This window comes from Flectobacillus sp. BAB-3569, assembly GCF_002270355.1.
GTDB lineage: Bacteria > Bacteroidota > Bacteroidia > Cytophagales > Spirosomataceae > Flectobacillus > Flectobacillus roseus.
Genome location: NZ_NJFZ01000015.1, coordinates 1 through 13089, shown reverse-complemented (window position 1 = coordinate 13089; position 13089 = coordinate 1). Strand labels below are relative to the sequence as shown.

Sequence of the window (13089 nt, the reverse complement as noted above, 5' to 3'; positions counted from 1 at the left end):
TTAGTATTTGTCAAGCGGGTAATCAAGACTTTATGACCACTTGCCTTACCCTTTCAGCTATTACTTATAATAAGGAATTGCTGGTTCTAATAATTTTGGATTCGAAACCGTTTCTGCTTGTGGAACAGGCAAATACAGTTGAGAGGCAGAAGAAATAGATACTCTCATACTGTTGATCGTTCCATTGCCGTTGTAAGTTCCACGTTCTTGACTCGCCAACATTTGTTTGGCTTTATCAAAACCTTGGCGCTGAATATCAAACCAATAATCTCCTTCAAAAGCAAATTCGACACGGCGTTCTTTCAATACTTGGTCTTTGGTCAAAGAGGTTACTGGAGACAAACCTGCACGGGTATGTACTTTGTTAAAAGCCTCCAAAGCAGAAGCATCTGTTGTGCTTGTACCTGTTCCTATAGTTGCCTCAGCATAAATCAATAAGACATCTGCATAGCGTAACAAATAAGTACAAATGTCGGTAGATGTGCCGTTGACATTCTCACCATTTGAACCTGGACCCACGATATATTTTAGCGCATTTGAACGAGTTGGTGTTTTAATTTTAGTTGCATCGTCGGTGCTACTTGTCCAAGTAGTGTCATATTTAAAACCATTCGGAAAGTTCACATTTGTCCAATCTGTACGAGTAAATCCGTGTTCCATCACTGACCATCTACGTCTTTTATCTCCTGATTCATAAGAGTTTAGCACATCTATCGAAGGAATAATAGCTGACCAGCCTGCTCCTGTCGTTGGCTTCAATAATGGCGCTGGACCGACATACGCTTGGATAGGGTTACCAATAGAATATCCCCCTGCTGCCAACCATTGTAAGGCAACCAATGACTCTGGGTTGTTATTCATTTTTGAACTGGTAAACATCGCACCATAATCCGACACAAGACTGTATCTTTGAGAACTCATTACTTCAGCTGCTTTTGCTTTGGCGTTGGCATAATCCTTCATATACAAATACACTTTTGACAACATCCCTTTTGCTGCATATTTGGTCACACGCCCAGCCTGATAAGAAGCATCAGGAAGGTTTTGTTCGGCATATTGCAAATCTTCTACAACAAAACGTAGCACATCTTTTTGCAAATAACGAGGTACTTTATAGTCGCCAGAATTGGCTAATGCCACTGGATCAGAGATAATAGGCACATCACCAAATACACGAGCCAAATAGAAATACGCCATTCCACGCATAAAACGAGCTTCGGCTACTCCTTGAGTCAAAAAGCTAGGGTCAGCAACTTGTGATTTTTTCTGTTCGAAAGTTTGAATCAAAACCGTTGCGTTACCAGCTACTTTGTAAAAAGCATACCAAGAACGAGACACCTGTTCGTCGGTAGACTGTACCGTAAAGTTGGCAAATGAATTGTATTTGGGGTCTCCAGTGTACATATTCCCACTCAAAACCTCACCAATGGCATGGTAGGCTTTGTCTTGCCATTCGTACCAAATTGTGTTATACAACAAACCCGTTGCTGCATTTACTTGTGCCGCTGTAGTGTAATAGGTATCCAAAGTCGGCCCATTTTGCGAAGGTCTGTCCAAAAAGTCTTCTTTACACGAAGACACCAGTCCAGAAGCGGCTAATAATAAAGCGATTATATTTTTTTCATCTGAAAATTCAAAATTAAAATTCAAGGATTCTGAGTCTTGAATGATTTTATCAAAGAAAGAACTACGTTTTTCTATACAAATCATCCAACATTTTAACTCTTACTAGAACTCGAAATTACCTCCAATGGTGAAAGTACGAGGGTTCGGATAGTGACCATCGTCTACGTTCATATAACGAATATTGTTATTGAACGAACCAAGTTCTGGGTCATAACCTGTGTACTTGGTGAAAGTGTATAAGTTTTGCATGGACACATACAAACGTGCATTGGTCAACTTCGCTTTTTTAATCAGGTCTTTTGGAAGGTTATAGCCAAACGAAACATTTTGGATACGTAAGAAAGAACCATCCTCCACAAAACGGTCAGACACACGGAAGTTGTTATTATGCCATTGGTTATAACGAGGTAAAGTAGCATTGGTATTGGTAGAAGTGTATCTATCCAAAACCGTAGACAACTGGTTCCAGTAAGGATTCGTCATACCTTCAGTCAAACGACGAGTGTAATTCAAAATCTGTCCGCCTTGGCTACCATTTAAGAAAATCGAAAGGTCAAATCCTTTGTAATTAAAGGTGTTTGTGATACCGTAAGTAAAATCAGGATTAGGATTTCCGATGATAGTTACGTCTTTTGAATCTATTACACCATCGCCATTTAAGTCTTTATAACGTACATCACCCAACCAAGTACCTGTTGGTTTTACATCCAAACCTTGTTTTGCACCGTCTTTATTTAAGTCTTCCATTGTACGGAACAATCCATCTGTTACATAACCATAGAAAGTACCTACTGGCTGTCCTACCATGGTATTCGTTACCAAAACGGCATCTCCATACTCTTTATATCCACGAATTGAAGCAGAAGCATCATTCAATTCGTTCAGGATATTGTTGTAATGAGAGAATACAAAATTAGTTTTCCAAGAAAAACCATTTTTCTGAATATTATAAGTCGTCACACCAATATCAATCCCTGTATTGGTCATTTTACCAGCATTCGTCCAAGGCGAGTTAATATCGTTCCAAGCCGTTCCTAAACCCGAAGAAACAGGCAATTGCGTTTGTAGCAACATATTGGTTGATACTTTTTTGTACACATCCAATGTCACATCAACACGTTTATTCAACATCGAAAGGTCTACTCCACCGTTATAAGTCACCACTGACTCCCAAGCCAAGTTTGGATTTCCAACGTTTTGTGGAATCCCCCCTGCACCATAAGGCGCTGTTGAAAACAAGCGAATATTGGTCGTGTAAAGGTTGTTTCCTCCTACACCCGAATTACCTACAGCACCTACTCCAGCTCTTAGTTTGAGATAACTAATCAAATCCCATTTTTTAGCAAATGTCTCTTCCGAAACTGTCCAACCTACCGATGCAGCAGGGAAATAGCCATAACGTTTGTTTGGTCCAAAACTAGCAGAGCCATCACGACGAAGTGAAGCACTAATAGAGTAACGATTGTTGTAAGTATAGTTGACACGACCAAAATAAGACTCCATTGCCCAAGGGTATTTACCACCACTAATCGACTGTGTTGTACCACCTTCCCCAGCATTCAAGGATTGTAAATTTAAGGTCAAATTTTGGCGAGAGGCTGATACCTGATCATAGTTAGATTCAGAAACCTCATGACCTACAACTGCATTTACCCAATGTTTTCCAAAACCTTTATTGAAAGTCAAATAGTTTTTCAAAGACCAATACAAGCTTGTACCACGGTCTTCTACTAATTTACTTGGCGATAGAATAATCAAACCCGTGTTGTCATTACGCACATAAGGTTGAAAGGCTGAGTTTTGACTCATGGTAAAGTCATAGTTCAGTTCGTTACGTAAATTGAGGTAATTGGTAAAATTGAGTTCTGCAAAAATATTTCCAAAAGCTTTAGTTTGAATAGCCGTTACATTACGCATTTCTGCCAAAGCCACAGGGTTATTGGGATTCCCGAAAGTTGAACCGCCAATCGATACTACCGATGCATATTGTCCATCAAACCCACGCACAGGCGAAGCAGGGCTATTGTACAAACCTACGCTAATCACCGCATCTGAACCGTCGGTTAGTGTTATACGTTGGTTCGAACGAGATAGGTTCACACTAACTCCAGCCTTCAACCAGCTCTTTACTTGTTGGTCGATACTGGCACGCAATGCAAAACGCTCGAATTTAGAACCGATAACCGTACCCGTTTGCTCAAAGTTATTTAAAGAGAAATAATACGTTGTCTTATCTGAACCACCCGAAAATGCCAACTGATGATTACGAATATATCCTCTTTGGAAAATTGCATCTTGCCAGTCGGTACCACGACCTAATACTTTTGGATTTTTGAATTCGCCCAAAGTATCCAAATTGCCAGCACCACTATTACGAATTTCTGGAACTAAAGAGTTGAAATAATTGGCGTATTGTTGTAAATCCATCAATTTCAAACGTCTTGGCACCTCTTGCATTCCGTAATATACATCGTAAGAAATTTTACCCTCACCACTTTTGCCTTTTTTCGTAGTAATCAAAACTACACCATTGGCTGCCAAAGCACCATAAATAGCCTGAGCAGAAGCATCTTTCAAAATATCAATTGATACAATATCATTCGAGTTTAGCGCAGCCAATGGACTTTGCACCGACTGACCAGCCATACCGCCCAATTGGTCTTGCGAAATACTACTTCTACCACTTAAGATTGGTACCCCATCTATAACATAGAGTGGTTCGTTACCATTCACACTGGTAATACCACGTACACGCACCGATACTCCACCACCTGGCTGTCCACCATTACTTGTTACCGTTACACCTGCTACTTTTCCTTGCAAGGCTTGGTCTACCCCAGGAACGGGCAAGTTCTTAATGTCTTTTTCACCAATCGAAGCAATCGAAGATGTTACTTCATTTTTCTTGGCAGTACCATAACCAATTACCACGACTTCTTGTAGATTTTTGTTGTCGGCAATCATGGAAATATTGATAGTAGAACGACCATTGATTGCGACCTCAGTAGGTTTGTATCCCACAGATGAAAACACTAAGGTTTTACCAGAAGAAGCCACTTTGATGGCATACTCACCTTTGACATTGGTGGCTGTTCCACTTTGGACATCTTTGACCCTTACAGTTACACCGGGCAATGCCTCACCAGACTCATCGGTTACCTTACCCGAAACTGTTCGTTGTTCCTGTGCCAAAGTAGACCAAATGCTACTCAAGAACAGAAAACAAAAGAATAGTAGTTTTTTCATGTTCATTATTATCTGAGAATAAATTATTGATATTTTAACATGACAAAATTATATACCTCTAGCACGAACAATATAGTACTATTTTATCCAATCATAACATTAAAACTACTCTTTACGAAATCATAATAGACTTATTCTAACATAAACTTAAAAAAAACAGGACTATCAACGAAAAAACACAAATTATTATCTATTTTTGACAAGATTATTTAGCAATTGAGCTAGCCATTTATCAATACTTTTTTATCTTTTTCAAACTATATTATTATCCAAATAATCTTTCTTTTTCCTTAAAATTATGACTAAAATTATCCGAGAAATTACTCCATTGACACAAAGTGATTGCTTTACCTTTTTTTCAAGGGTAAAAAAAGAGTTTAACTTTCCCCTACATACGCATGAGGAGTTTGAAATAAACTTTATCATGAATGCCAAAAATGCCAAACGAATTATTGGTGACCACTCCGACAATATTGAAGATTTAGAATTGGTATTGGTTGGTAGCAATCTCCCACACGCATGGTTCACACATCAGTGTGAAAGTGAAGAAATTCATGAGGTGACTATCCAATTTCATCGAGATTTATTTGATGAAAAATTCTTGAAAAGAAATCAGTTAAGTTTTATCAGAACACTTTTAGAACGTTCGTCAAAAGGTATCTTATTTTCACCCGAAACAGCCCAAGCCTTGAAGCACCGTTTTTTGAATCTACATCAAAAAAGTGGCTTTGATTCTGTTCTCGAACTGATGTCAATTTTACATGATTTGTCTATTTCGAGAAATATGCGAACGCTCTCTAACACCTCCTTTTCGAACGACTCACTATCCTATAACAGTCGTCGTATCGAAAAGGCATTTGAGTATATGCAGTCGAATTATGACAAGAATATCACACTCGAAGAAATGGCAAAATTAGTAGGTATGACTGAAGTATCTTTTAGTAGATTTATCAAAAAACGTACTGGAAAAACCTTTGTAGATAGTCTCAACGAAATCCGTATCGGTCACGCCTCTCGCTTGCTGATTGATACGACACATACTATTGCTGAAATATCCTACCAAACGGGTTTCAATAATTTGTCCTATTTCAATCGTGTTTTTAAGGCTCGAAATAGCTGTACGCCAAAAGAATTTAGAGAAGATTTTTCTGGTACAAGAACCTTTATTTGATTTCGGATTGGGGATTTTTGATTTCGGATTGAAATTGCTTTTCAAGACACTACTGGTTCAAGACTCTGTTTTGGACTAGATAAAAACATATTTTTTCCAAAATCAACAATCCAAAATTAGAGATATACGAAGGAATTTAAAAACTCAGATATTGTTTGTTGGATTTCGGAAGTGTATGCTTCTATATGTTGTACAAAATAAAAGTGTTTTGCTTTGATTCCGAAATCACAAATCCCAAATCCGAAATTGTTGAAAATCCTTCGTACAGCCCTAATCTAAAATTGTAGTGGCTCTCTAAGGCTTGACTTGGTATTCAAGTAATCTTAAAGGAGAAGTCATTCCTGCTTTTGTAGGAGGAGCTTGTTGCATTAGGGATATAATTCCAGTTTGTTGAAATAGGGCAACATCAGCCTTAGGCTCAAGAATACTGATATTTTGAGTATCTATGCCAACGATTTTCCATTTTTTCCAAAGGCTTTCACCGGTCGCTTTCAGTATCACCAACTCCCCTTTTTCAAAATAGATAGGATGTGTCGTTTTCTCGCTTGCCGATTGTCGGTAATAAAGAAGATACAACTCGTCGCTGGCATCAAAAAGTATCTGCGGACGAGTACCTGCTTGCGCAATGATAAGTTTCTCATACCATTTGCCATTGGTATCTCGCCATAAATGATAGTAACCACTGGCTTTTCTATCCCAAAACTCTCCTTCTTTAAAAGGCTTATTCGGTAATTTGCTCCAGTACACTACATGAATTCGCCCCTTTGAGTCTACTGCCTGCGCCTGCTGATTCATCAAAGACTGTTTACGATTAATCGTTCGAATAATCGAGTGTTTGGATTCTAGATTCATCAAGAGACTTGAGTCTTGATGAGCAATTATTTCACCACGATTATTTTTCCATGACTTTCCCTTGTCTTTACTGAAAGCGTAGACCCAATCATGGTTTGCGCCTTCAGCTTTTTCACGCCAAGTAAAGGTGGCATAAAGCACACCATTTTTGTCATAATCCCAACCATTATAATAGGCATTTCGAGAACGACTATTATCCAAATCATCTTCAAAATAGCCATCTGCACTATCAATGGCATGACGTTCTTGCCATTGGGTCTGTTCCGCATTGTAAGTCGCCATCCAAGTTTGCCCATCACCACTTTTACCTTTTCTGTAAAAAAGTTGCAGATTTCCATCGGGCATAGACTCAAAACTTGGATAGCTTACCTCCTCTATTTCTTCATCTAATTGATGCGAAAGCGGTAAAAACTGGCTTAGTTTCCAAGATGTTTTTTCAGGAAAATCTAATAAATATTTTTTCGAACGGATATAGTTAAGCGTATTATTGTGATGGTCGAATGCGATATGAAGCGTTCCGTCTTTCTGGCAAAAACCCAATGAAATAGTATTATGAGCATCGTCCTTACTTAGGATGTAAGGGAAATTAAGAATATCTATTTTGTTGGTCCGAAGGTTTCTCCGAAAAATACTGAGCTGACGATTGGCGTTATAAAACCCTCCATATTGAAATCCCTTAAAAGTAGCCAAAGCCTCCTTTTGAAAAGCCTGTCCATTGATATTCATTCCATAGTCACCTTGAACGGTTAGTGCTTCGGAGTCTAACAAAATAGAGCGAATTGGATTGAGCTTTGGTTGAGCTATACTTTTTCCAAAAATCAGAAAGAGTAGGAGAAAAAGACTTTTGATAAAATATTGGCGGTAAATCATCGGAATATAAGGCTTAAGATGTAGCTACAAAGTAGGTGTTTTTAGTGGGAAATAATAGAGGTGAAAGGAAATAATCTTTAAAAATTCAATAGTATGCTCCCTTGTTTTAAAACATATCTGCTTGCTATAATCCAAAAGCTACCCTATTTTTCATCTATTTATCAAAAAAGGCGTTCGAAAAACAAATTTCGAACGCCTTTTTTGATACTATATTTCAAAACGACCCGCCACCTCTTGAGAATCCGCCGCCGCCTGGAGGGCCATCAAATCCTCCTCCACGAGACTGCTGATATTGTTGAGATGATTTGCGCATATCTTCACGGCGCTTTAGGTATTTTTCATATTGTGCGGCAGTTAACACTTCACTCATTTCACGATCTTTATCTTTCATGAGTTTGTCCATAATCTCCCTATTTTTCTGCATATCCTTTTCCGATGGTCGCCCATCCTCAGAGGTGTTTCTTGCTCTAGAACGCATTTGTTTTTGCATAAAATCCGTTTGTGCCAAGGCATATTTCGTCGAAATATCTGTTACTCGGTCAACCTGATCAGGATTGAGTTTGAGCTTTTTCTTCATCCACTTTACTTCCTGTTCTACCATTTTTTCTGGGTCTGGCGGCTCAGGAGTACGTCCTTCAAAATCTGGACGCATACCACCTCCCCCGCCTTGCGGAGGACCTCCGCCAAATTGGGCTGAGGTTGTCAATGAAAAACATAAAGCCGCAATAAAAGCAAAAGCACCAAGTGTTTTCTTCATCATTTTCATGGTTATTGATTGTTAGCCCACCGAGTTTTGGAGTTTATCAACCTCGACTTGCACGCTTTGTCGAGGTTTGTTTTTGAAACTCAGTAGATTGTTTTTATGCTAAATCAACGCCACGATTGGCACACTATGATGATGTCTGATACACTTGGTACTTTTTTGTAGAAAAGCCTTAAAAATCTGTCTATCTATTGACTCCACTCAGTGGGAGTGCGATCCCAACGATGTCCTTTTAGTTCTTGTAAAAGCTGTTCAGAAAGTCCTTTTCCATCACTACAACCCATATTAGACTCCACATTACGGATTTTTCTCATCCCCGGAATCGTTGTAGAAATATCTGGATTACTCAAAATAAAACGAATCGCCATTTCGGCCATACTCATCCCCGCAGGAATCAATGGACGCAAAGCATCGGCATGGTCTACGCTTGAATTGAGGTTTTCAGGAACAAAATAGGTCGAGCGCCAATCTTCTGCTGGGAAAACGGTTTCCTTCGTCAAATTGCCAGTCAACGTGCCTTCGTCAAATGGTACACGAGCAATCACAGCGATATTTTTTTCACGACACAATGGCAACAAAGCATCCTCTGGATTTTGGTCAAAAATATTATAAATCACCTGAACTGCATCAATCAAATCTGTCTTTAACGTCTCCAAGCAGTTGTTAGGTTCCCAGCGGTTGACACTCAAGCCCCAAGACAATACTTTTCCGTCTTTGGTCAATTTGGTAATTGCTTCTTTCCACTCGTCATGCTGTGCCCAAGCGTCCTCCCACACATGGAATTGCTGCAAATCGATAGCCTCCACCCCAAGGTTTTTCAAGCTTTTTTCGGTGTATTCAACGATATAATCCGCAGGAAAAACGTCAGCGATATTGAAATGTGCTTTCGAAGGCCAAATTCTGTTTTTAGGTGGAATTTTTGTAGCGACATACAACTTTTTCTCAGCATGTCTCTTGAGTGTTTTATTCAAAATCTCTTCACTCAGACCATCACCATAAGCCCATGCTGTATCAAAAAAGTTACAGCCCAATTCAATAGACTTATCCAAGGCATTGTTTACCTTTTGTTCTTCCGAACCTGTCCAGCCAGCCATACCCCACATACCATAACCTACCTCGCTCACTTGCCAGCCTGTACGACCAAATTTTCTGTATTCCATATTCAAAGTATTTTGATTGTATATCAATACCTCAAATTTCTTGGATTTTTTACAGAGTTTATGAGAAAGTAGAAAGGTTTATTTACGAAATCGTTTTCGAAAGAAGTTGAGTAGATTCTCTAGGAATAATTTCCGAATGAAGCATTATAGACTGAAAACTCAGGGTTTTCTTTGGTTTTTCAATTTGTGTAATGAGCAATTCTGTGGCTTTTTCGCCCATTTCTTTAGCAGGATGCTTTACTGTAGTTAGAGTGGGACTCAACACTGTAGCTAACGGAAAATCGCAAAAGGATAATACTTTCAACTCTTGAGCAATTGTAAGACTACCCGACTTACAAGCCAACCACAAAGGCGTCACCAATTCCTCGACCGAGGCAATAACTCCATCAAAAGACTTTTCTCGTAGTAATTGAAAAAAAGTAGCATCCGAAATTTCTTTGGGTATCTCTACAATATGGGTTTCGGGATTAACGATATTTTTTTCTGAAAGCGCTTTTAAAAAGCCTTGTTGACGAAGATTTAAAGTAGAATTAGATATCCCATTCAACAAATAACCAATTTGTCGGCAACCACTTTCCCACAGATGATGTACCGCTTTGTAGCCCAACTCAAATTCATTCGTTACAACCTTTTGAGCCTGAATATCCTGTGGAACGCGATCGAAAAACACTAGTGGAATATCTTGAGATAGGAGATTTTGGATATGCGAAAACTCCTGCGTTTCGAGTGCTAAGGACATCAAAAGCCCGTCTATGCGTCCCAATTGCAAGTTTTCAAGAATCATTTTTTCTTTTTCAAAACTCTCATTAGATAAATAAATCAGGACATGATATCCCTTTACACGTGCCACCGATTCGATACCCTTGATGACCGAAGCAAAAAAGCTATTTCCTACCTCGGGAATAACAACCGCGATAGTTTTGCTTTTGTTATTGCGCAAGCCACTCGCATGAGGATTGGGCGAATATTGATATTTTGTGGCCAACTCCAATACCCTACGCTTAGTTTCCTCACTAATTTCATGGCTATCGTTCAAAGCCTTCGAAACAGTACTTGTCGAAACATTAAGCTCTTTGGCAAGGGTTTGGATATTGATTTTGGTTTTCAAGGGGTGAGTGGTAAAAATTTGTTCTTTCTAAAAATGCCCTCAAAAATATCTGAGGGCATTTTTACTCAAAATTTTAAAAAGTCAGCCTACTTTCCAATACAGAATTTAGAGAAGATATTAGCCAATAAATCATCCGTAGTGATTTGCCCTGTGATTTCACCTAGGTGATGGAGCGCAAAACGAATGTCTTGTGCTAGGAAATCGCCTGTAATACTGTTTGATAAACCTTCTAATACGTGGTTCAAAGATTCGCTAGTTTGGAGCAAGTGCTGATAATGACGGAGGTTCGTCACCACGGTATCTCCTGCTTTGATTTCCTTGGTTTTGACTTTTTGAACCAATGTTTTCTGTAAGCTTTCGATATTCTGATTTTCAGAAGCAGATATCCAAATGATGGCAGGATAGGCTTTTTCAAATGCCTGTTTTTGAGTGATGCTGAGCTTATCTTGCTTGTTACCCACCAATACATAAGGTGCATTGAATGAGGCTATTTGGTCTTCAATTTCTTTCATACTGATTTCTGAAGCATCAAACAAATAAACAATCATACTGGCTTTTTCCATTTGTTGCAGTGTGCGCTCTACTCCTATTGCCTCGATGGTATCGTTAGTTTTGCGTAATCCTGCGGTATCAATCAAACGGAAACGAATACCTTCGATAAATAACTCATCTTCAATAACATCGCGGGTAGTCCCTGCGATGTCCGAAACGATGGCTTTTTCTTCATTCAATAGTCGATTGAGCAAGGTTGATTTACCAGCGTTAGGTTTACCAACAATTACTGTTGGAACGCCATTTTTGATCACATTTCCCATCTCAAAACTTTCAATCAAAGGTACTAATACACTTTGAATTCGATGAATCAGCTGACGCAAATCGTCACGGTCGGCAAATTCTACGTCTTCTTCACCAAAATCTAGTTCTAGTTCGATAAGCGATGCAAAATGAATCAATGATTCACGCAATTGTGCGATTTGTTTTGAAAATCCTCCTCTAATTTGATTAATGGCCGTTTGGTGCGACGCCTCCGAATCTGATGCAATCAAATCTGCTACCGCTTCGGCTTGTGCCAAATCGAGTTGTCCATTCAAAAATGCACGTTGCGTAAACTCCCCTGGATTGGCCAGGCGAGCACCATTTTTCAACAAAAGCTTAAGAATTTTCTGAATGATATAATCAGACCCATGACATGAAATTTCGATGGTATCTTCCTTAGTGTACGAAGTGGGTGCTTTAAAAAGCGATATGAGTACTTCATCTACAATCAAATTTTGATCGTCACGAATGGTACCAAAATGAATGGTATGTGAAGGTTGTTGATGAAGATTTTTACCTTTAAATATTTTTTGAACTACGTCGATGGTCTGAGGACCCGATACCCGAATCACTCCGATGGCTCCTACTCCTTGCGCTGTGGCTAATGCACAAATGGTATCTTGATTCATGAATGCGTTTTTAATCGTTTGGTATGATTGCTTTTGCTAACCATAACGCAAAGTTAAGCATAAAGGGTTTCTTATCATACCAAACGATTCTGCCAAAATCTTAAAACAAAGATTGTAGCTTCATGGCAATAGACATATCGCCTGCAATTTTGATTTTCCCAAACATCACTGCCGTCATCGGATTGAGCTTGCCTGTCATCAATTCTGCCAAATCACTTGCTTTTACCGAAATAGTACACTCAGCAGGCGCATCGGTATTAGTCACCACGCCATCCGCTGAAATATGGATATTTCCTTGGTCTGTTGCAAATTTAATAGAATTCCCTAATCCACCTTTTTGAGATGCTAGGCTAGAGATTTTGTCAAAAATTTCTGAAAAGTTCATTTGTATATATGATAAAAGGTATTGATTGCTTGAGAAATAAAATTATTATGCAAGCATACGGATTTTTATTGTAAAATCAAAATGGAGTGGGTAGAAGTGTAAAAGGCACAGAGAAGGCACAAAGTGGCAGAGGCACAAAGGCACAAAGGGATTTCCAGTCTAATGGCGGAGGCATCGAGAAGGCAGAAGTGCCATCGTGCCTTTGCCACTTTAAAAAAACACTTTGTCCCTCTGTGCCTCTACCACTTAAAAAAAACACTTTGTCCCTCTGTGCCTATGTGCCTTTGCCACTTCAAAAAAAACACTTTGCCACTTTGTGCCTCTGTGCCTTTGCCACTTCAAAAAAACACTTTGCCACTTTGTGCCTCTGTGCCTTTGCCACTTCAAAAAACACTTGTCACTTTGTGCCTCTGTGCCTTTGCCACTTTAAAAAAACACTTTGCCACTTTGTGCCTTTGCCACT

9 protein-coding genes are annotated in these 13089 nt (G+C 39.1%); 1 reads left to right on the top strand and 8 read right to left on the bottom strand.

Annotation, left to right across the window (positions count from 1 at the left end):
• Positions 1–60: 60 nt before the first annotated feature.
• Complete coding sequence (locus tag BWI92_RS14145; RefSeq protein WP_095163913.1) at positions 61–1710, bottom strand: RagB/SusD family nutrient uptake outer membrane protein; 1650 nt, start codon at positions 1708–1710, stop codon at positions 61–63.
• A gap of 18 nt (positions 1711–1728) precedes the next feature.
• Positions 1729–4872: a TonB-dependent receptor gene (locus BWI92_RS14140; RefSeq protein ID WP_095163912.1), complete on the bottom strand. Its 3144-nt coding sequence runs from the start codon at positions 4870–4872 to the stop codon at positions 1729–1731.
• A 298-nt stretch (positions 4873–5170) separates the two neighbouring features.
• Here BWI92_RS14140 and BWI92_RS14135 point away from each other — a divergent pair, with 298 nt between their 5' ends.
• Positions 5171–6043 carry an AraC family transcriptional regulator gene (locus BWI92_RS14135; RefSeq protein ID WP_095163911.1) on the top strand — a complete coding sequence of 291 codons (873 nt, stop codon included), beginning with the start codon at positions 5171–5173 and terminating at the stop codon, positions 6041–6043.
• 294 nt (positions 6044–6337) lie between these two features.
• Here the strand turns inward: BWI92_RS14135 and BWI92_RS14130 are convergent, their stop codons facing one another.
• From BWI92_RS14130 to BWI92_RS14105, 6 genes are all read right to left on the bottom strand, one after another.
• Positions 6338–7765 (bottom strand): BNR repeat-containing protein, encoded by a 1428-nt coding sequence (locus tag BWI92_RS14130; RefSeq protein ID WP_095163910.1) that lies wholly within the window; start codon positions 7763–7765, stop codon positions 6338–6340.
• A gap of 214 nt (positions 7766–7979) precedes the next feature.
• The gene (locus BWI92_RS14125; protein WP_141234786.1) at positions 7980–8525 is read right to left on the bottom strand and encodes a hypothetical protein; all 546 of its coding nucleotides are present in this window, start codon (positions 8523–8525) and stop codon (positions 7980–7982) included.
• A gap of 191 nt (positions 8526–8716) precedes the next feature.
• A complete protein-coding gene (locus tag BWI92_RS14120; RefSeq protein ID WP_095163908.1) occupies positions 8717–9688 on the bottom strand; it encodes an aldo/keto reductase in 972 nt (323 codons plus the stop codon).
• 82 nt (positions 9689–9770) lie between these two features.
• Positions 9771–10796 carry a LacI family DNA-binding transcriptional regulator gene (locus BWI92_RS14115; protein ID WP_095163907.1) on the bottom strand — a complete coding sequence of 342 codons (1026 nt, stop codon included), beginning with the start codon at positions 10794–10796 and terminating at the stop codon, positions 9771–9773.
• 86 nt (positions 10797–10882) lie between these two features.
• Entirely contained in the window at positions 10883–12241 is a 1359-nt protein-coding gene (gene mnmE, locus BWI92_RS14110; protein WP_095163906.1) for a tRNA uridine-5-carboxymethylaminomethyl(34) synthesis GTPase MnmE, read from the bottom strand.
• A gap of 100 nt (positions 12242–12341) precedes the next feature.
• On the bottom strand, positions 12342–12626 hold the full coding sequence (locus tag BWI92_RS14105; RefSeq protein WP_095163905.1) for an SCP2 sterol-binding domain-containing protein: 285 nt from the start codon (positions 12624–12626) through the stop codon (positions 12342–12344).
• Positions 12627–13089 lie beyond the last annotated feature (463 nt).

Excerpts from the sequence above, each read along its gene's own strand:
- BWI92_RS14125 (WP_141234786.1), bottom strand. The coding sequence starts at position 8,525 with ATGATGAAGAAAACACTTGGTGCTTTTGCTTTTATTGCGGCTTTATGT.
- BWI92_RS14135 (WP_095163911.1), top strand. The coding sequence starts at position 5,171 with ATGACTAAAATTATCCGAGAAATTACTCCATTGACACAAAGTGATTGC.
- BWI92_RS14140 (WP_095163912.1), bottom strand. The coding sequence starts at position 4,872 with ATGAAAAAACTACTATTCTTTTGTTTTCTGTTCTTGAGTAGCATTTGG.
- mnmE (WP_095163906.1), bottom strand. The coding sequence starts at position 12,241 with ATGAATCAAGATACCATTTGTGCATTAGCCACAGCGCAAGGAGTAGGA.
- BWI92_RS14145 (WP_095163913.1), bottom strand. The coding sequence starts at position 1,710 with ATGATTTGTATAGAAAAACGTAGTTCTTTCTTTGATAAAATCATTCAA.
- BWI92_RS14105 (WP_095163905.1), bottom strand. The coding sequence starts at position 12,626 with ATGAACTTTTCAGAAATTTTTGACAAAATCTCTAGCCTAGCATCTCAA.
- BWI92_RS14120 (WP_095163908.1), bottom strand. The coding sequence starts at position 9,688 with ATGGAATACAGAAAATTTGGTCGTACAGGCTGGCAAGTGAGCGAGGTA.
- BWI92_RS14130 (WP_095163910.1), bottom strand. The coding sequence starts at position 7,765 with ATGATTTACCGCCAATATTTTATCAAAAGTCTTTTTCTCCTACTCTTT.